The organism is Aeromonas sp. ANP5, from assembly GCF_963870295.1.
Taxonomy (GTDB): Bacteria; Pseudomonadota; Gammaproteobacteria; order Enterobacterales; family Aeromonadaceae; genus Aeromonas; species Aeromonas veronii.
The window spans coordinates 57,325-77,111 of record NZ_CAWMRY010000001.1 but is presented as its reverse complement, the minus strand read 5'-3'; the positions used below and the strand labels follow the sequence as shown (position 1 = coordinate 77,111).

17 protein-coding genes are annotated in these 19,787 nt (G+C 57.8%); 11 read left to right on the top strand and 6 right to left on the bottom strand.

All coding sequences use genetic code 11. From position 1 onward, the window contains the following. Positions 1 to 18 precede the first annotated feature (18 nt). Positions 19 to 1,218 (bottom strand): tyrosine--tRNA ligase, encoded by a 1,200-nt coding sequence (gene tyrS, locus AACT07_RS00340; RefSeq protein WP_005338509.1) that lies wholly within the window; start codon positions 1,216 to 1,218, stop codon positions 19 to 21. A gap of 109 nt (positions 1,219 to 1,327) precedes the next feature. Between tyrS and AACT07_RS00335 the strand changes: the two genes are divergently transcribed. Then, positions 1,328 to 2,653 (top strand): peptidoglycan DD-metalloendopeptidase family protein, encoded by a 1,326-nt coding sequence (locus tag AACT07_RS00335; protein ID WP_069526253.1) that lies wholly within the window; start codon positions 1,328 to 1,330, stop codon positions 2,651 to 2,653. Positions 2,654 to 2,966: 313 nt separating this feature from the next. Further along, entirely contained in the window at positions 2,967 to 4,088 is a 1,122-nt protein-coding gene (locus tag AACT07_RS00330; protein WP_069526252.1) for an anhydro-N-acetylmuramic acid kinase, read from the top strand. Between the two features lie 22 nt (positions 4,089 to 4,110). Here the strand turns inward: AACT07_RS00330 and AACT07_RS00325 are convergent, their stop codons facing one another. Next, positions 4,111 to 4,857 (bottom strand): hypothetical protein, encoded by a 747-nt coding sequence (locus tag AACT07_RS00325; RefSeq protein WP_253182211.1) that lies wholly within the window; start codon positions 4,855 to 4,857, stop codon positions 4,111 to 4,113. A 537-nt stretch (positions 4,858 to 5,394) separates the two neighbouring features. Between AACT07_RS00325 and AACT07_RS00320 the strand changes: the two genes are divergently transcribed. Both AACT07_RS00320 and AACT07_RS00315 read left to right on the top strand, forming a co-directional pair. Next, positions 5,395 to 5,574 (top strand): hypothetical protein, encoded by a 180-nt coding sequence (locus tag AACT07_RS00320; RefSeq protein WP_139123718.1) that lies wholly within the window; start codon positions 5,395 to 5,397, stop codon positions 5,572 to 5,574. 590 nt (positions 5,575 to 6,164) lie between these two features. After that, entirely contained in the window at positions 6,165 to 7,430 is a 1,266-nt protein-coding gene (locus AACT07_RS00315; RefSeq protein WP_069526249.1) for a RidA family protein, read from the top strand. Between the two features lie 115 nt (positions 7,431 to 7,545). On the opposite strand, the gene AACT07_RS00310 is transcribed toward AACT07_RS00315, so the two are convergent. Together AACT07_RS00310 and tkt are read right to left on the bottom strand one after the other, a co-directional pair. Further along, entirely contained in the window at positions 7,546 to 8,340 is a 795-nt protein-coding gene (locus tag AACT07_RS00310) for an HNH endonuclease (RefSeq protein ID WP_083249897.1), read from the bottom strand. 184 nt (positions 8,341 to 8,524) lie between these two features. Then, positions 8,525 to 10,516, bottom strand: a complete 1,992-nt coding sequence (tkt, locus tag AACT07_RS00305) for a transketolase (protein ID WP_005343828.1) — start codon at positions 10,514 to 10,516, stop codon at positions 8,525 to 8,527. Positions 10,517 to 10,865: 349 nt separating this feature from the next. Between tkt and metK the strand changes: the two genes are divergently transcribed. From metK to ruvX, 7 genes are all read left to right on the top strand, one after another. Then, positions 10,866 to 12,017, top strand: a complete 1,152-nt coding sequence (metK, locus tag AACT07_RS00300) for a methionine adenosyltransferase (RefSeq protein ID WP_005338519.1) — start codon at positions 10,866 to 10,868, stop codon at positions 12,015 to 12,017. 68 nt (positions 12,018 to 12,085) lie between these two features. Beyond that, positions 12,086 to 12,601: a SprT family zinc-dependent metalloprotease gene (locus tag AACT07_RS00295; RefSeq protein ID WP_069526248.1), complete on the top strand. Its 516-nt coding sequence runs from the start codon at positions 12,086 to 12,088 to the stop codon at positions 12,599 to 12,601. 85 nt (positions 12,602 to 12,686) lie between these two features. After that, a complete protein-coding gene (locus AACT07_RS00290) occupies positions 12,687 to 13,391 on the top strand; it encodes an endonuclease (protein WP_021229195.1) in 705 nt (234 codons plus the stop codon). Between the two features lie 120 nt (positions 13,392 to 13,511). After that, on the top strand, positions 13,512 to 14,243 hold the full coding sequence (rsmE, locus tag AACT07_RS00285) for a 16S rRNA (uracil(1498)-N(3))-methyltransferase (protein ID WP_069526247.1): 732 nt from the start codon (positions 13,512 to 13,514) through the stop codon (positions 14,241 to 14,243). 114 nt (positions 14,244 to 14,357) lie between these two features. Further along, the gene (gene gshB / locus AACT07_RS00280) at positions 14,358 to 15,308 is read left to right on the top strand and encodes a glutathione synthase (RefSeq protein ID WP_047435649.1); all 951 of its coding nucleotides are present in this window, start codon (positions 14,358 to 14,360) and stop codon (positions 15,306 to 15,308) included. A 200-nt stretch (positions 15,309 to 15,508) separates the two neighbouring features. Beyond that, positions 15,509 to 16,063, top strand: coding sequence for a YqgE/AlgH family protein (locus AACT07_RS00275; protein ID WP_005349793.1), 555 nt, complete (start codon positions 15,509 to 15,511; stop codon positions 16,061 to 16,063). Positions 16,064 to 16,106: 43 nt separating this feature from the next. After that, complete coding sequence (ruvX, locus tag AACT07_RS00270; RefSeq protein ID WP_069526246.1) at positions 16,107 to 16,529, top strand: Holliday junction resolvase RuvX; 423 nt, start codon at positions 16,107 to 16,109, stop codon at positions 16,527 to 16,529. A gap of 60 nt (positions 16,530 to 16,589) precedes the next feature. Here the strand turns inward: ruvX and dtpB are convergent, their stop codons facing one another. After that, positions 16,590 to 18,095 carry a dipeptide/tripeptide permease DtpB gene (gene dtpB / locus AACT07_RS00265; protein ID WP_069526245.1) on the bottom strand — a complete coding sequence of 502 codons (1,506 nt, stop codon included), beginning with the start codon at positions 18,093 to 18,095 and terminating at the stop codon, positions 16,590 to 16,592. 718 nt (positions 18,096 to 18,813) lie between these two features. Beyond that, on the bottom strand, positions 18,814 to 19,776 hold the full coding sequence (gene yidZ, locus AACT07_RS00260) for an HTH-type transcriptional regulator YidZ (RefSeq protein WP_069526244.1): 963 nt from the start codon (positions 19,774 to 19,776) through the stop codon (positions 18,814 to 18,816). Between the last annotated feature and the right edge of the window lie 11 nt (positions 19,777 to 19,787).

The window sequence follows — 19,787 nt, the reverse complement described above, 5'->3', positions numbered from 1 at the left end:
CTTGCCTGATGCGACTGCTTATTTGACAGTCACACGGGCAAACTTGCGCTTGCCGACCTGATAGACGGCGGTACCGGCACCGATGAGTGCCTTGCCATCTTCCAGCTTCTCGCCATCCACCTTGACCGCGCCCTGCTTGATCATCCGCAGCGCTTCGGAGGTGGTGGCCACCAGATCGGCCTCTTTCAGCAGGTTGGCAATGGCCAGCCCGTCACCTTCCAGAGCCAGCTCCACTTCCGGCATCTCGTCCGGAATGGCGTTCTTGGAGAAGCGCTGGGTGAAATCTTCATGAGCCGCTTCAGCCGCCGCTTCGTCGTGATAACGGGCGATGATCTCTTTGGCCAGCCAGATCTTCACGTCGCGCGGGTTGAGAGTACCGGCAGCGATGCCTGCCTTGAACTCTTCGATTTCGGCCAGCGGACGGAAGGAGAGCAGCTCGTAGTAGTTCCACATCAGATCGTCGGTGATGGACATGATCTTGCCGAACATCTCGCCCGGGGCGTCGTGGACGCCGATGTAGTTGCCTGCGGACTTGGACATCTTCTTGACGCCATCCAGACCCACCAGCAGCGGCATCATCAGCACGCACTGGGTCGCCATGCCGGCATCTTTTTGCAGCTCGCGGCCCATCAGCAGGTTGAACTTCTGGTCGGTACCGCCGAGCTCAACGTCCGCCTTCAGCGCGACCGAGTCATAGCCTTGCAGCAGCGGATAGAGGAATTCGTGAATCGCGATGGATTGGCCGCCGGTGTAGCGCTTTTTGAAGTCGTCGCGCTCCATCATGCGGGCCACGGTCTGCTTGGCCGCCAGCTTGATCATGCCGGTCGCACCCAGCTCGCTCAGCCAGGTCGAGTTGTACTCGATGCGGGTCTTGGCGGGGTCGAGGATCTTGAACGCCTGCTCGGCATAGGTGAGGGCGTTGTGTTTGATGGCCTCTTCGGAGAGCGGCGGACGGGTGGCGTTCTTGCCGGAGGGGTCACCCACCATGGCAGTGAAGTCACCGATCAGCAGGATCACTTCATGGCCCAGATCCTGGAAGGTCTTCAGCTTGTTGAGGATCACGGTATGACCCAGGTGAATGTCGGGGGCGGTCGGGTCCATGCCCAACTTGATGCGCAGCGGGCGCCCTTCCTTCAACTTGGCGACAAGTTCTTCTTCAACCAGAATTTCTTCCGCTCCGCGCTTGATCTCGGCTAGCGCCACCTCGAGCTGGGACATTTTTTGACTCTCCATCACGATTCCACAGGGCCAAACATATTACTGGAATGGCGGGCCAATTGGAAAGGCTGTAAAATCCGTCCATTCTGCCCGACTTCATCTGCTTCTCATGGTTATTTGGCACGCCTTCAACGCACTCCCCCACTGGCACCGCAAGATGGTGCTGATCTTGAGCATCATGATCATGATGCTGGCTGCCTGGCCCAGCGAACAGGCAGTAGCAACACGGGTCGATGAAAACGGCAACGAAATTGCCCTGCGGGAACCGGCGAACGACAACACACTGAACGACGAGCTGACGGCCGAAGCCGCCCAGCCCGTTACCCCCCCCAAGCCGCGCTACATCACCAAGCAGGTGAAGGTGCGCCGTGGCGACAACATGGGGGTGATCTTCCAGCGCATTGGCCTGAGCACCACGGATCTGCACCTGATCGATCAGCTCGAGGGCAGCGATCCCCTGCGGATGCTGCAACCTGGGCAGGAACTCACCTTCAAGCTGACCGAAGATGGCCAGTTGCACAGCCTCTATTACCCCCACAGTCTGGAGCAGGCGCTCAAGGTGAGCCGCAAGGAGGAGACCTTTGTCGCTCGCAATGTCAAAATCGCCCTCGACACCCGCGAACAGGTGAGCAAAGGCGAGATCCGCTCCAGCTTCTGGGGCGCCGCAGTGGATGCGGGGATGACCGAAGATCAGATCATGGACTTGGCCGCCATCTTCGGCTGGGATATCGACTTTGCCCAGGATTTGCAACCGGGCGACAGCTTCCGGGTGGTCTATGAAGACAAGTTCCGCGATGACGAGCGGGTCGCCTCCGGCGATATTCTGGCGGCGGAGTTCGTCAACCAGGGCACCGCCTACCGCGCCGTGCTCAATGAAGATGGCAACTACTACACCCCGGAAGGGAAGGCGATGCGCAAGAGCTTCCTGCGCGCGCCGGTCAACTTCAAATACATCAGCTCCAACTTCAACCCGCGCCGCCTCCATCCTGTGACCGGCAAGATCCGCCCCCATAACGGCATCGACTATGTGGCGCCGGTGGGCACCCCCATCATGGCGGCGGGCTCCGGCAGCGTGGTGGCCGCCGGTTACAACCAGTTCAACGGCAACTACGTCTTTATCAAGCATGCCGGCAACTATGTGACCAAGTACCTGCACCTCTCCAAGCGCACCGTCAACAAGGGGCAGCGGGTCAAGCAGGGGCAGACCATCGGTACCCTGGGTGGCACCGGCCGCGTCACCGGCCCGCACCTGCACTACGAATTCGTGGTGGGCGGCATTCACAAGAACCCGCGCACCCTCACCCTGCCGCAGGCAGAGACCCTGAGCGGACGCGAGCTGGCCAACTTCAAAAAGCTGGCGATGCCGCAACTGGCCAAGCTCGACAACCCCGAGCTACAGCTGGCCCAGAACAAGCGGGATAGTCGCGGCAACTAAGCCATCAGGGCTGGCAGGGTGAAGGCCCTGCCAGCCCATTTTATTGAGCTCGCGCCAGGTGACCAGATTGAAATGAGTCCACCTTCGGACATAAGATGAGATGGAACACCGGGAGCGGCATGTGGCACGGAAGCAAGGGCTTATCTATCCTGTCTCTCTCACTCTTTTTCCGGTCCGCATTGAGGATGCAACATGGTTGAGCTTTATATCGGTCTGATGTCAAAGACCACGCCATGTGGCATGGGATGAAAGCCGTTCCCCTCTTCACCCTCTCTGCACACCGTATTTTCGAACAGCAATGTAAGGAGACACCATGGCTGAGCGCTATATCGGTCTGATGTCGGGAACCAGCATGGACGGCATTGATGCCGTGCTGGTGATGATCGCCGGGGATGAACTGCGGGTCGAAGCGGCGCTTTGTCACCCCTGGCCGCAAGAGACCGCCCGCACGCTGCATGCCCTCTGCACCCCGGGCGACAACGAAATCGACCGCATGGGGGTGGCCGATAATCTGGTGGCGCGAGAGTTTGCCGCCGCCACCCACGCGCTGCTGGCCAAGGCGAAGCTTGAGCCCAAAGATATTCGCGCCATCGGCAGCCACGGCCAGACCATCCGCCATCGCCCCCAGCTTGGCTTTACCCTGCAGATCGGCAACGCCGCCCTGCTGGCCGCCTTGACCGGCATCGACGTTATCGCCGATTTTCGCACCATGGATATGGCCCTCGGCGGTCAGGGGGCGCCGCTGGTGCCCGCCTTCCATCAGGCGCTGTTTGCCAAACCCGGCGCCCTGCGAGTGGTACTGAACCTCGGCGGCATCGCCAATATCTCGGTGCTGCCGGGCAATCCGGGCGGGGTATATGGTTTTGATACCGGCCCGGCCAACACCCTGCTCGATGGCTGGTATCGCCGCCATCAGCCCCACGGCGGCAGCTATGACGCCGGTGGCAAATGGGCCGCCAGTGGCAAGCCCATCCCGGCCCTGCTGGAGAAGCTGCTGGCTCACCCCTACTTCGCCGCCCCCGCCCCCAAGAGTACCGGACGGGAGATGTTTACCCTCAATTGGCTCGATGGGGAGCTGGCAGGGACTTCATACGCCCCCGTGGATGTGCAGCGCACCCTGCAGGCGCTCACCTGCCACAGCATCGCCCGCCAACTGCCCACCCGGCCCGAATCAGTCGGTACCAGCCAGCCGAAAGCCGAGCTGTTTGTCTGCGGCGGCGGCGCCCATAACGCCCCCTTGCTGAAGGAGCTGGCCAGCCTGCTGCCTGCATGGCGCATCGCCAGCACCGCCGAGCTGGGGCTGGCCCCCGACTGGGTGGAAGGCGCAGCCTTTGCATGGCTGGCCATGTGCTTTGTCCACCGCAAGCCGGGCAACCTGCCCGCCGTCACCGGTGCCAGCCGTCCGGCTGTGCTGGGGGCACTTTATCCCGCCTGAGTGATGACAAGGGGGCTGCGGATCAGTGTGCCCCCTTGAACAGACGCACAACCTGTTGCCGGATCGGTGCAAACAGCGGGGGCTTTGGCGGCTCCAGATTGATATGGCGCCGCCCGGCACGGGTTTCACAGCGAAGCAGATTCTGGATGTAGTGATGGTGGGAGCGATGGATCAGCTGTGAGGCTTGATACGCCCACTGTCTGGGAACGCCCCACAGAGTGCTGGCAATCGCCCCGACGATGCAGAAGAAAGCGGGCTCCTGAATTCCCATCCGGCTGGCGTTCTCCAGCGCCTCCTTGAGCGAGTTGGAGTGAGCAATACAGGTCATGATATTGACCATGAAGGCGTTGTAATCATCCTCCCCACCCTTGCCAACACGCGCCGTCAGGGTCGCCGCGGGTTGATAACCAAACTGATGGCCGATATTTTCCAACACCGTATTCCGCTGGCGGATCACCTTGCCATAAAACATCAGCATCACCATGCAGTCGATCGCCTTGCACAGCGCCTCGTAGTGGGGATGGCTCTTCTTGGGACGCGGCGCCGTAGCGAGGGCCAGCTCTTCAGAGATGGCCAAGAGGCCCACAGGTACGGCGGTGCTGACAAACGAGAGATCAATCGACAGCTCCAGCCCCTCCTCCCCTTCCATGCGGGCCACAATCACATGTTCGCCAAACAGCCGACGCTGGCGCTCGATAAAGGCGCCAAAGACCAGATCACGAAACTGCTTTTGCGGATAAGGGGTATCGAGCAGGCTCTCAATGGTCATGATGGCGGCGGATACCCGGCCGCGCAGTCGGTAATCGGCAGGAATGGGAAAGCTCTTTCCCAGGCGAGGAGATAACCGCTGCCCAGATGTTTGACAATACATATCGCCCAGAACGAAACCCAGCATAAATCCTCCACAGTCAGGTAATGATGATCGCGACGCGATCTCGCTTGCCAATCCTGGGCAATGGCCTGCCGGTGCATCGATGCTCTCCGTCAGGGCTCCTTGATTACCTTATTAATCATACGATTAATAGTGAGTAAAAAAAGCGACCTGACTCGCAATCACGCCACTAATTAACAGTTTCATCAAGAAACCATAAAAAGCGGTCAATAAATCTATTTCTTGACGTATTTACCTTTAAAAACAACATATTGAACTTTGTGCCTACGAAATCACCCGAACTGTTCCAGAGCCCTGAAAACCACCCCAATCATCACAACCAGCCACAGATAAGAGGGAGATCAGACAAAGCCGCAAAAAAGTGGAAAAAGCGATGACGAGGGGCAACCCCACCCATCGGGGGATGCAACCGGCGTGAAGAGAAGCGGATTGCCACCCCCCTCCCCCTTCCTTATCCAGCGCCACCGCTCCCGCACGCCGTCACGCCAAGCCAACGCCAACGCCAACGCCAACGCCAACGCCATGCTCCCCACTCCTGTGCAGCAGGGGCAGATCCGCCGTGCAAATTCATGGCATAGAATTTTATGGCGTTAATAACAGATCCCGGCTGCCAGCAAGGCGTCATCGAGTATGCCGGAATAATCATTTACAGAGAGGAATGCAAAAGCCGTGAATTATATTCCAGAGGTATCTTTAATAATGTTGATATGCATATTCACGAGAATTTTCATAGCCCCTTAAAAGAGCTGAAAACAGATATCCATGCACCATAATATGCATTATTTGCACATCGGCGCATAATATTAACCCTTTATTCACACGCCAATATCCCGAAGAGGGGGAGAGCAAACCCAGTCAGGGCAAGGCTGTCCGCCGGTTCGGCACCATTTGTGCACGAATTGGTTACGATTGCGGGTGAATTGAATAGCAATATGATTAAATTTGCACCCATTGAGCTATCTCATAGAAATGCAATCAGCGGTTTGCAACCCCTGATAGCCACTCATAGAATCGCAGCGTCTGAAATATCTACCCTGTCCTCTTCTCCATTATTCCTCTCAGTAATTGAGTGGATCACAAATAATAACCGGGGATGCCGTCGCTGACGCAGTGGCCATGGCGCATAACAAGATGGGGTAAACCTGTACCTGAATGAACAACAAATATTAAAAAGAGGCATATCTATGAGTGGCACCATCATCAAGTCGGCAAGAAATACCCCCCATGCACCCCAGGACCTGAGCCCCAGCACCCAAACGGTGGCGTTTTCTCATTACAACAATATCTCGGCCCAGTTGCCGGTCGATCCCGCCACCGGCAAGATGGTGAGCGGCGATGTCACCGCGCAGGCAAGACAGTGCCTGAGCAACCTCAAGGCAATCATCGAGAGCATCGGCCATGTGATGGACGATATGGTCAAAGCGACCATCTTCCTGAAAGAGATGGCGGATCTGGAAGCGGTCAACGCCGTCTATCGCGAATTCTTCCCGGGCTATCTGCCGACCCGCACCACCCTCGCCGTCGCCGCCCTGCCGCTGGGTGCGCTGGTGCAGATCGATGCCATCATCTCCAACGGCGAAGGCACCTTCCCGCAAGATCCTTGCCCGCTGGTGAAGCTCGCCCGCAACAGTGACAAGGCGCCGCACAATCCGCTCTCCACCCATACCGTGGCCTTTTCCCACTACAACAATATCGGCGCGCAACTGCCGGTCGAGGCCGCCTCGGGCCAGCTGGTTGCCGGTGGCATCAAGGAGCAGGCGGGCCAGTGCCTGCGCAATATCAAGGCGGTGCTGGAGAGCATCGACGTGCCGTTTGACGATATCGTCAAGGTGACCGTCTATCTGACCGATCTGGCCGATCTGGAGGCCGTTAACGAGGTCTACACCACCTTCTTCCCCGACTCTGCCATTGCCCGCGCCGCTGCCTATATGCCGGCCCGCAGCGTGATTGCCGCCTCCGCCCTGCCCATGGGGGCGCTGGTACAGATGGATGCGGTCATCTCTCACGGTGACGGCACCCCGCCGCAACTGGTGGAAGACAGACACAATCTGGTGATCCGCCCGCGCAATACCGACAAGGCACCACGCAGCCCGCTGCATACCCAAACCGTCGCCTTCTCCCACTACAACCATATCGCCGCTCAGCTGCCGGTTGATCTGGCCACCGGCAAGATCCTGACTGGCTGCGTGCGGGAGCAGACCGCCCAGTGCCTCAGCCATATCAAGGCGATTGTGGAGAGCATCGGCCATGTGATGGACGATATCGTCAAGGTCAATATCCAGCTCGCCAATATCGCGGATCTGGCCGAGGTGGATGCCATCTACACCAAATACTTCCCGGCCTACCTGCCGGCCCGCACCGTGATCGCGGTGAGCGAGCTGCCCGCTGGCGCGCGAATCCAGATGGATGCAGTAATGTCCAATGCGGAAAGTACCCCGCCGCAGGTGTAAGGTTTGCGGAAATAAAAAAGAGACCGGCTATATGCCGGTCTCTTTTTTGGTAACAGGAAGGGGTATTATTTTTATGGCATTGTCTTAAAGAACGCGAGCGACCGATTACGCTTCGCTAATCGAACCTGCGAGCTACCATAACTTTATTTAATTCACAAAACCGCTGGTAATGTTTAGATAATGATAACTTTTCTGGCATAAGGTCAATTGCAATACCACTAAATCCAGCATATTGCCCACAACAGCGGTTGCTAACTTCAACTTTTTCAGTGTCAGGGTTAATTGATAGCAAATATAAATCAAATAGTGTATGAATATCAGCCCTTAATATAATCCCATTACCGATGTCATAAGATGGACTTTCCGAATGGGGAATAATATGAGCAGCTTCAAGTACTTCTATGGTTTCACATCCAGATATAGCACATTTACTATTATACCTAGATAAAAGTTTTTGTCGAAAAGCGAACTGCCCTCGCCTTGACATTATTTCCCTGTAGACTTTAGCATCTACATGCTCGGATGATATTTTTCCACCGACAGTGGATAAGTAATTAGACTGTTCAAAATCTACAGCCAATAGATAATGTTCATCGTGGATGTTACATATCTCAAAGCGAATTTCATCACCAGCCGAAAGACCTAGATATTTCACAAGTGTTTTCTGCGACATTCTCTCTATTGGCCTAGAATTTACAATGCAATTAACTGGCACTTTTAGATAAAATTGCTCATCAACACCCCCTCTTTCTGTTTCAACTAACAGTTCACCAAAAACCAACGTCAGTTTTTTACTTAACGTAGAGAAAAAATCTTTCAAATTTACATGTTTGTTATCTCGAACTCGGAAAGCAAATTCATTATTTACGTTCTCCTTCCTGACATGAGCGAATAGACTAATATTAGTCATAGCAACCTTTTAGTAAATTTTTGCAATGAACTATTCTTATGGATATTGGAAATAACTCAATATCTAAGAATGCTGTATGGTACAAATACACTGTTTTTTATAAAGCATGAAAACGCCCCCCATCTTGCGATGGAGGGCGTTTTATTTTCCGGCTATTGGGCCAAGCTGGCCCAATCTTCAGGAATTACAGGGATTCAGCGGTCGCAACCACGTTTTCCACGGTAAAGCCGAATTCCTTGAACAGCAGCTCGGCCGGTGCGGACTCACCGAAGGTGGTCATACCGATGATCTTGCCGCCGAAACCGACGTACTTGTACCAGTAGTCAGCGATGCCAGCTTCGATGGCCACACGCTTGGTGACGGAGGACGGCAGGACGGACTCTTTGTACTCGGCAGACTGAGCGTCGAACACGTCGGTAGACGGCAGAGAGACCACGCGCACGGCACGGCCCTTGGCAGTCAGCTGCTCATAGGCGGCAACGGCCAGTTCCACTTCGGAACCGGTGGCGATCAGGATCAGCTCCGGAGTACCGGCGCAATCCTTCAGCACGTAGCCACCCTTGGCGGTGTCGGCCAGCTGCTGGGCAGTACGATCCATCTGGGCCAGGTTCTGACGAGAGAAGATCAGAGAGGTCGGGCCGTCGGTACGCTCGATGGCGTGTTTCCAGGCGATGGCAGATTCAACCTGGTCACACGGACGCCAAGTGCTCATGTTCGGAGTCAGACGCAGGGAGGCGATCTGCTCAACCGGCTGGTGAGTCGGGCCATCTTCACCCAGACCGATGGAGTCGTGGGTGTAAACGAAGATAGCGCGCTGCTTCATCAGGGCGGCCATGCGCAGGGCGTTGCGGGCGTACTCCATGAACATCAGGAAGGTGGCGCCGTAGGGGATGAAACCACCGTGCAGGGCGATACCGTTCATGATGGCGGACATGCCGAACTCGCGTACACCGTAGTGGATGTAGTTGCCGGAGGCATCGTCGTTGGTCAGGGACTTGGAGCCGGACCACATGGTCAGGTTGGACGGAGCCAGGTCAGCAGAGCCGCCCATGAACTCCGGCAGCAGCTTGCCGAACGCTTCCAGAGAGTTCTGGGACGCTTTACGGGTTGCAATCTTGGCCGGGTTGGCTTGCAGGGTTTCGATGATCTTGGCGGATTCGGCAGCCCAGTTGGCCGGCAGTTCGCCAGCGGTGCGGCGCTTGAATTCGGCAGCCAGAGTCGGGTGAGCGGCTTCATAGGCGGCAAACTTGGCAGCCCAGTCGGCTTCCAGCTTGGCGCCCTTCTCCTGAGCGTTCCACTCGGCAGCGATATCGGCCGGGATAACGAACGGCGCGTGGTCCCACTTCAGGAAGGCACGAGCAGCGGCGATCTCGTCGTTGCCCAGCGGTGAGCCGTGGCAGTCGTGAGAACCGGATTTGTTCGGGGAGCCGTAACCGATGATGGTGCGGCAGCAGATCAGAGTCGGCTTGCCGGTCTCGGCCTTGGCGGCTTCGATGGCGGCATTGATGGCTTCCGGGCTGTGACCGTCAACAGCCGGGATAACGTGCCAGCCGTAGGCTTCGAAACGCTTGACGGTGTCGTCGGTGAACCAGCCTTCAACGTGACCGTCGATGGAGATACCGTTGTCATCCCAGAACGCGATCAGTTTGCCCAGTTGCAGGGTACCGGCCAGAGAGCAAGCCTCGTGGGAGATACCTTCCATCAGGCAGCCGTCGCCCATAAAGGCGTAGGTGTAGTGGTCAACGATGTCGTGGCCCGGCTGGTTGAACTGCTCAGCCATGGCTTTTTCGGCGATCGCCATACCAACGGCGTTGGTGATGCCCTGACCCAGCGGGCCAGTGGTGGTTTCAACGCCCGGTGCATAGCCGTACTCCGGGTGACCCGGGGTGCGAGAGTGCAGTTGGCGGAAGTTTTTCAGATCGTCGATGGAGAGGTCATAACCGGAGAGGTGCAGCAGGGAGTACAGCAGCATGGAGCCGTGGCCGTTGGAGAGAATGAAACGGTCGCGGTCGGCCCACTTGGGGTTGTTCGGGTTATGTCTGAGGTGGCTACGCCACAGCACTTCGGCGATATCCGCCATTCCCATGGGGGCGCCCGGGTGACCGGAGTTGGCTTTTTGAACGGCATCCATACTCAATGCACGAATGGCATTGGCAAGCTCTTTACGAGAAGGCATCTGAATCTCCTGCGATTGCTTCATTTGATGGCCAAGATTAAGGCGCGTTATTGTCCCAGCAGGGCGCGCGGCGTGCAAATATTATCTGGATGAATAAAGTGGCTTTGGGAGGACAATCGCTTTTCTTGCCCTCTATTGACCAAAGCAACCAGAGAAAAACGTTTGATTTCCATCCCTTTTGGGATAGGAGAGCACCGCTTGTGACCCATTGGGCACTGCGCGACAAAATAGTGCTGGCAATCACGGGGGGCGCTAATTAAAATAGACGTCCAGATGTAGATACCTCTACACCATCCTATTCATCCGGTTATTGCTGTGGCGATAACCCAGACAAGCTGAGACTCTTATCATGGCAAAGCTGTTTACTTCCGAGTCGGTCTCCGAAGGCCATCCCGACAAGATTGCGGACCAGATCTCCGATGCGGTACTGGACGCCATCCTCAAGCAAGATACCAAGGCACGCGTTGCCTGCGAGACCCTGGTCAAGACCGGTATGGTCATGGTGGCCGGCGAAGTAACCACCTCTGCCTGGGTTGATATCGAAGAGATCGTGCGTGATACCGTACGTGAAATCGGCTACACCCACTCCGACATGGGCTTCGACGCTGACTCCTGCGCCGTGCTGAACGCCATCGGCAAGCAGTCCCCGGACATCAACCAGGGCGTTGACCGCAGCGATCCGCTGGAGCAGGGCGCGGGCGACCAGGGCCTGATGTTCGGCTACGCCACCAACGAAACCGACGTGCTGATGCCGGCCCCCATCACCTACTCTCACCTGCTGGTGAAGCGTCAGGCTGAAGTGCGCAAGAACGGCACCCTGCCGTGGCTGCGTCCGGATGCCAAGAGCCAGCTGACCTTCGCCTACGACGACGCAGGCAAGATCATCGGTGTGGATGCCGTTGTACTGTCTACCCAGCACGCCGAATCCATCAGCCACAAGGATCTGGTTGAAGCGGTACGCGAAGAGATCATCAAGCCGGTACTGCCGGCCGAGTGGGTCAACAAGGACACCAAATACTTCATCAACCCGACCGGCCGTTTCGTTATCGGCGGCCCGATGGGTGACTGCGGTCTGACCGGTCGCAAGATCATCGTCGACACCTACGGCGGCATGGCTCGTCACGGTGGTGGCGCCTTCTCCGGTAAGGATCCGTCCAAGGTTGACCGCTCCGCTGCTTACGCCGCCCGCTACGTTGCCAAAAACATCGTTGCCGCCGGTCTGGCCGATCGCTGTGAAATCCAGATCTCCTACGCCATCGGCGTGGCCGAGCCGACCTCCATCAGCGTCGAAACCTTCGGTACTGCCAAGGTCGCCGAAGAGCTGCTGGTCAAGCTGGTGCGCGAGCACTTCGAACTGCGCCCATATGGCCTGATCGAAATGCTGGATCTGAAGCGCCCGATCTACCAGGCTACCGCTGCCTACGGTCACTTCGGTCGCGACGAGTTCCCGTGGGAGCAGACCGACAAGGCCGAACTGCTGCGTTCCGCCGCTGGCCTGTAAGGCTCGCTGTTGTGATACAAGGGGAGCCTGGCTCCCCTTTTGCTTATCCGCTATCTGACGAGATGTTGATGTCTGCCACCCCTGCCCAGCTTGTCGCCCTGCTGCAACAACGCGTAGAAGCCTGCTTTGTGCAGGCCGAGGCGCGCCTTGGCCGCCCCTTCCCCCGCCCGCGGATCTACTGCAATATGCGGGGCCGGGCGGCGGGATCGGCGCGGCTGCAAACCTGGGAGCTGCGCTTCAATCCCGCCCTCTATCAGGCCAACCAGCAGGCGTTTCTGGATGAGGTGGTGCCCCACGAGGTGGCCCATCTGCTGGTTTACGCCCTATGGGGTGACGGGCGCGGCAAAAACCGGGTCTTGCCCCACGGCCGCCAGTGGCAATCGGTAATGCGGGAGGTGTTCGGCCTTGAGCCCAGAACTACCCACAGCTTCGATCTGGCGGTATTGGCCCAGCGCACTGTGCCCTATCGCTGCCTCTGCCAGCAGCATCAGCTCTCTATTCGCCGCCACAACAAGGTGGTGCGTGGCGAGGCCCGCTATCACTGCCGCCGCTGCAAGCAACCGCTGGAACGGGAACGGCCGTAGCCAGAGCAGTAAGCCAGCTTGTGTCGCGCCCCTGTGGTAGGGTGCCCGCCATCGTTCGTCAATCACCCCGTTTGCAAGGAATCCCATGCGTTTCATCTCCTCCCTCGCCCTGACCCTGCTGGCCGGTTTACCGCTGCTCAGCGCCCCCCTGCACGCCCAGACCTTTCGCGAAGCCAAGCAGGATCTGGTGAAGCTCTATCGCAGCCAGCCTGCGGTCACCACCTTCTACTGCGGCTGCGACATCGACTATCAGGGCAAGAAAATGAGCCCGGATCTCGCCAGTTGCGGCTATGAGCCGCGCAAGCAGGCCAAGCGCGCCGCCCGCATCGAGTGGGAACACGTGGTTCCGGCCTGGGAGTTCGGCCACCAGCTGCAATGCTGGCAGGATGGCGGTCGCAAGAACTGCGAAAAAGCGAGCCCCGAGTTCAACAAGATGGAGGGGGACATGCACAACCTCTTCCCCGCCATTGGCGAGGTGAACGGCGATCGGGCCAACTACCGCTTCTCCGACTGGAACGGCAAGCCGGATCAGTACGGCCAGTGCCAGATGCTGGTGGATTTCAAGGATCGTCGGGTGCAGCCGCCCAAGGGGCCGGTACGGGGCCAGATTGCCCGCGCCTACCTCTACATGAGCCAGCAGTATGGGCTGCGTCTGGCAGCGCAACAGCGTAAACTGTTTGAAGCTTGGGATCGCCAGTACCCGGCAGAGGGCTGGGAGTGCGAGCGCAACCGCCGCATCGGCAAGCTGCAGGGCAATACCAATCCCTTTATTGAAAAGCAGTGCCAATAACCCCATTTGACCAGGGAGGGGGATTGCCCCCTCCTATCATGAAACCCTTACCCACTGCCGCGTGAGCCTTGCTCGGCGCAGGATATAAAGGGTTTCCAAGCAAGAGACTGACAAGCAGCCATGCGCATTCCACGTATCTATGAACCGGCCACCCTGCAGGTGGGCCAGACCATCGCCCTGTCGGAAGACGGCGCCAACCATATCGGCCGGGTACTGCGCATGCAGCCGGGCCAGCAGCTCGAGCTATTCAACGGCGATGGCAATCAATATCCCGCCACCATCACCGGCGTCAGCAAAAAGTCGGTGGAAGTGACCATCGACCGCTGCGATACCCAATCGGTGGAGTCACCACTGGCCATTCATCTGGGTCAGGTGATCAGCCGTGGCGACAAGATGGACTTCACCATCCAGAAATCGGTGGAGCTGGGCGTCACCTGCATCACCCCGCTCTTCTCCGAGCGCTGCGGCGTCAAGCTGCCGGCAGACCGGCTGGAGAAGAAGCGCGAACAGTGGCAGAAGGTGGTGATCAGCGCCTGCGAACAGTGCGGCCGCAACGTGGTGCCAGAGGTGCGCATGCCGATGGAGCTGGACGCCTGGCTGGCGGAAGAGACCAAAGAGCTCAAGCTCAATCTGCACCCGCGCGCCGAGTACAGCATCAACACCCTGCCCGTTCCCGAGCACGGCGTGCGCCTGCTGATTGGCCCGGAAGGGGGCTTGTCGAGCGACGAGATCGCCCGTACCGTGCAGGAAGATTTCAAAGAGATGCTGCTGGGGCCGCGGGTGCTGCGCACCGAAACTGCCGCCCTGACTGCGATAACTGCGCTGCAGTGCCGTTTTGGCGATCTCGCTTGATACTATCGGCCGCATCAATCAGCCTCATGGCTGCATCGACGCCGCCGCAAGCGGCCGATTACGCTGCGCTAATCGACCCTACAACCCTATCGAGCCATTAAAAAGGAACAGCGGATGACCATTAAACTCGGCATCGTGATGGACCCCATCTCGGCCATCAACATCAAGAAAGATTCCAGCTTTGCCATGCTCGAAGAGGCGCAAAAGCGCGGCTATGAGCTCTTCTATCTGGAGATGAAGGATCTCTACATGGAAGCCGGTCGCGCCTTTGGCACCATGCGCCCGCTCACCGTCAAATATGACTATGCCGACTGGTACACGCTGGGCGAGGTGGTGGATCAGCCCCTCTCCAACCTCGATGTGATCCTGATGCGCAAGGATCCGCCGTTCGACACCGAATTTATCTATGCCACCTACATGCTGGAGCGAGCCGAGGATGAGGGTTGCCTTATCGTCAACAAGCCGCAGAGCCTGCGCGACGCCAACGAGAAGCTCTACACCGCCTGGTTTGCCGAGCATACCCCGACCACGCTGGTGACACGCCGCGCCGACAAGCTGCGCGCCTTCCACGCGAAGCATAAGGACGTGATCCTCAAGCCGCTGGACGGCATGGGCGGCGCCTCCATCTTCCGCATGAAGGAAGATGACGCCAACGTCGGCGTGATTATCGAAACCCTGACCGCCCACGGCAGCCAGTACTGCATGGCGCAGACCTATCTGCCCGCCATCAAGGATGGCGACAAGCGGGTACTGGTAGTGGACGGTGAACCGGTTCCCTACTGCCTGGCCCGTATTCCGGCGCAGGGGGAGACCCGCGGCAATCTGGCGGCCGGTGGCCGTGGTGAAGCACGCCCCCTGAGCGAATCGGACTGGGCCATCGCCCGTGCGGTGGGCCCGACGTTGAAAGAGAAAGGCCTCATCTTCGTCGGCCTCGACATCATCGGCGATCGGCTGACCGAGATTAACGTCACCAGCCCGACCTGCATTCGCGAGATTGAAGCAGCGTTCGATGTACACATCACAGGCATGCTGATGGATGCCATCGAGCGTCGACTGGGCAAATAATCGCCAGGCAGGCTAACCGGCCTGTTCAGGGGTAACCGCCCCCGACAAGCCCGGAAAAAGAGAGGGTGGCCCGGCGCCACCCTCTCTGTTTCAAGACAATCCGGAAAGGGGCGGGATCTCGCCCAGCCCAAAAAGCGGTTTTTCCCATGGGGATCAACTGCCATAATTGACCTCAAATACCTTTGCACTATTTGGCCTCTATGCAAACACTGCAAAATCACTTCCTGCTTGCCATGCCAAGCCTGACGGATCCCTACTTCGAGCGTTCGCTGGTCTATCTGTGCGAGCACAACGAAGAGGGCGCCATGGGACTGGTCGTCAACATTCCGGTCGAGATGTCGCTGGAAACCATGCTGACCCAGCTCCAGCTCAACCCGCCCAACAACCCGGAGCTCAAACAACCGGTACTGCAAGGGGGGCCGGTTCACGCCGATCGCGGCTTCGTGCTGCACAGCTTCCGCCCCGGTTTCAACTCCACCCTGCAGGTGGGGGATGAGATGATGGTGACCACCTCCAAGGATATTCTGGAAACCCTGGGTACGAGCGAGGCTCCTGCCCATTGGCTGGTGGCCCTTGGCTATGCAGGCTGGAGCGCAGGTCAACTGGAACAGGAGCTGGTGGACGGCGCCTGGCTGGTGATCCCCCCCAATCCGGCTCTGGTGTTCAAGACCCCCATTCACAAACGTTGGCAGCAAGCCGCCGCCAGCATAGGGGTGAACCCGGTTCACCTCTCCAGCGATATCGGCCACAGCTAATCGGCTGGCCCGCTCCGCTCTCTATTTCGAGGATTTATCAGTTATGTCATCACGCAGCATCATGGGCTTTGACTATGGCACCAAGAGCATTGGCGTCGCCATCGGTCAGGAGCTGACTGGCACAGCCCAGCCTCTGCGCGCCCTCAAGGCCAACGACGGCATCCCCAACTGGGGCGAGATTGAGAAGCTGCTCAAGGAGTGGCAACCGGACCTGCTGGTGGTCGGCCTGCCGCTGAACATGGATGGCACCGATCAGGAGATCACGGTACGGGCCCGCAAATTCGGCAACCGGCTGCATGGCCGTTTCGGCAAGCCGGTGGAATTCAAGGATGAGCGACTCACCACCACAGATGCCCGTGCCCGCCTGTTTGAGCGGGGCGGCTATCGCGCGCTGGAAAAGGGCAGTGTGGACGGGGTATCGGCGCAGCTGATCGTCGAAGCCTGGATGGAAGAGCAGTACAACTAAGCCATCAACAGCAAGGCAAGGGTCACAGCCCTTGCCTTGTCTCGCACTATCCTCCCCTCATTACGCCTGTGATTGTCCCGCCACCAGCCCCTCGGCCTCTGTCGGGTTCGCATTCATCATCCGGTTGAGCCAGGGCACCATCAGCCCCATCACTACCGCAATCAGCAGGGTCGCCATCCCGATCTTGCCAAATACGCCGGTGTAGATCGGCAAGGTTTGCAGCGGATCCGTCATCCCTTGCGGCACGGCGGTAAAGGTCGCCACATAGCCACCCAGCAGGGACGCCATCGCTTGAGTCAGGAACCACATTCCGAGAATGAAGCCCATCAGGCGTTGCGGCACCAGCGCGGCGACCATCGCCAGTCCCAGCGCACTGATCATCAGCTCGCCCAAACTCTGGAACAGGTAGATAAGCACCATAAACCAGGGGGAGGTAAGCCCCTGCTCATCGGCAAACCACCAGCCGGAAGCCGCCGCCGTCAGAAAGCCCAGCGAGCAGAAGAACATCCCGAGAGTGAACTTGAGCGGCATGGTGAGATCCCTCCCCTTGCTGCCCATTCGGGTATAGATCATCGCGAGTACCGGGCTACCCACCACCACCCAGAATGGGTTGAGCGCCTGGAAGCTGATTGGGTTGACGCTCATGCCCAGCATCTCGTGGTGCATGTTGTTGATGGCAAAGAAGTTCAGAGACGTCGGCATCTGGGCATACAGCACATAGAAGAGCACTGCCTCCAGCATCAGCACGAAGGCCACATACATCTTGTTGCGACCCACTGTGTCAAGCCTGAATGCCTCGCGAAAGAAGAAGATCACCACGGCGATGGTCACCGTCATCAGCACCATGTTGGCGATCACCACGTGGTGCATCAGCCAGGCGCAAAAAAAGACCATGGCTACCGAGCCCAATATAACCAGCAGCAGCTTGCTGTAATTCAGTGGCAGGTGATCCGGTACGGAGCCAATATCCTTGACCATATTGCGGCAGGCAAAGAAGGTGAGCAGCGCAATAATCAGCCCCACCCCGCACAGGTTATAGGTCACGGTATAGCCGTAGTGATCGGCAATTACCGGCGCGAGCGAGAGGGAAATAAGGGAGCCAATATTGATCGACATATAGAACAGGGTAAACGCCCCATCCAGCCGCGGATCTTTTGGCTGGTAGCATTTTGACAGCAGGCTTGCCGGATTGGCCTTGAACAGGCAGTTACCGACCGCGATGGTGCCTAGCGCATAGAAAATCAGGTCGGGACTGTAGATAGAGAGACCGGTCATAAAGTAGCCTATCACCAGCACCACGGCCCCCAGCACCATGGTGCGCTTGGTGCCAAGCACATGGTCGCCGACATAGCCACCAACCGAGATCAGACCATATACCAGCGCCGAGAAGGCACCGAAGGTAATAAAGGATTGCTCTTGGGAAAAACCCAGTTGCTGCACAAAGAAAACCGCCAGGATCCCCTGCACGCCGTAATAACCGAAGCGCTCCCAGAGTTCGACGAAAAATATCATAAAGAAGGGTTTGGGTTGTTGTAACAACCCTGTGGGTGCTGTTGCTGGACGCATATCAACCTGCCTTTGCTGAGATTTATTTTTATTAATCTGGTGGTGGCTGCCGCACTATTTTTTGCCCGCCATTGCTATAACGGAGAGCACAGTCAGCCTGCCAATCTGGCTATTTTCGGGTGCACGCGCCCCGTTCGATGAAAGGTGTTTTTCATCTAGCCGGTTTCAATTACGGGTTATCGGGGGATGGTGAGTGGCGTCTCCCAGTACAGTTACCGGCTCCGGGTTCTACCTTTGCTGCATCCCTTCACTCAAGCCGGTTTATCAACCTTGATGCTTATTCCCCTCTGCTCCGTCACTCATGGCTGGTGGCCAGATAGCCGGGGCATGACACGGCCACAGACGACCTGTGGGGCTGGCTCACGCCGCGCTCTAATGGCAGTCACCTACGCAGGCGCTATCTAACCCCGCCATTCCAAGGGGTGTCATGCTATATCACTGCAAATACAGGAACTTAATGGTCGATCACACTTTAAAAGTGACCATTAGTGAAGTTTTCTAATGAAACCACATGAATTTTTTTCGTGAAAAGAGCTTCACTCGAGACGTGCAACCAAGGCCAATATGTGCATAAAGAGAGTTGAATGAAACACCATATGAACCCGTGAACCCGCACTCGGCACTTCAGTCGTGCAAAAGTCCGTTCATCCGGTCGATGCAACAACAAAAAGCCGGAGCAGATGGCTCCGGCTGATCGATGGGTGCCATCACGGCCACATTAGTGTGGTGATTCGTCGTTGTAGAGCCGCCGGATCTCGTTGCGCAGCCACATCACCTTGGCATCCTGATTGTGTCGTTTGTGCCACAACAGGATGAAGGCGATCTCCAGCTGGGCGTAGAGCTTCTCGGGGAGCGGCAGCGGCATGGCGATCAGATTGCCATGATGCCGACTGGCATAACCACCGCAGTAGGAAGGGGCCACCGCAATCAGCTCGTGACTCGACTGGGAGGCAATATGCAGCGCCTGCTCGAAGCTGGAGACCATTATGGGCACCTCCCGCTTCAGCCCCTCGTCCTCCAGCAGGCTGTCGAGGGCCCAGGTATCGTTCGCTTCCCACACCATGCTGATCTGGGGGCAGGCCAGAAAATTCTCCAGCGACCACTTTTGCTCGAGCAAGGGGTGATCCTTGCGCAGGAACACCACCGGGCGATCGCTGAACAGCACCTCGTGATCGATGTAATAAGGCAAGCGGTTGACCTTGGCCAGGGAGCGGCCATGGGTCTCGCGGGCGCAGAAGCCGAGATCCGCATCGCCGTTGACGATGTCGTTGAGGGAGTGGTGATCCCACCCCAGCATCCTGACCACCGAGTTGGGGTACTTCTGGTAGATGGTCATCGGCAGATCGCTCAGGAAACTGATGTAGAAGGGGGACTCCATCACCAGCGTAAAACGGGCACCGTCGGGGATCGCGTCGCTATTGAGCGAGGTGATGCTGTCGGTGAGCTGGAACCAGACCTTCAGCTCCTCCTCCAGGGTCAGGGAGAGGTTGGTGGGCTGCAACCCCTGCCGCACCCGCACAAACAGGGGATCGTCAAACCACTCCCGCAATTTGGCCAGAGACTTGCTCACCGCCGACGGAGTGACACAGAGCTTTTTGGCCGCCCCTGCCACACTGCGCTCCTGCATCAGGTACTTGAAGACCACCAGCAGGTTTAAATCGAGTTCACCCAGATTGCGCATATCCCCTCTCA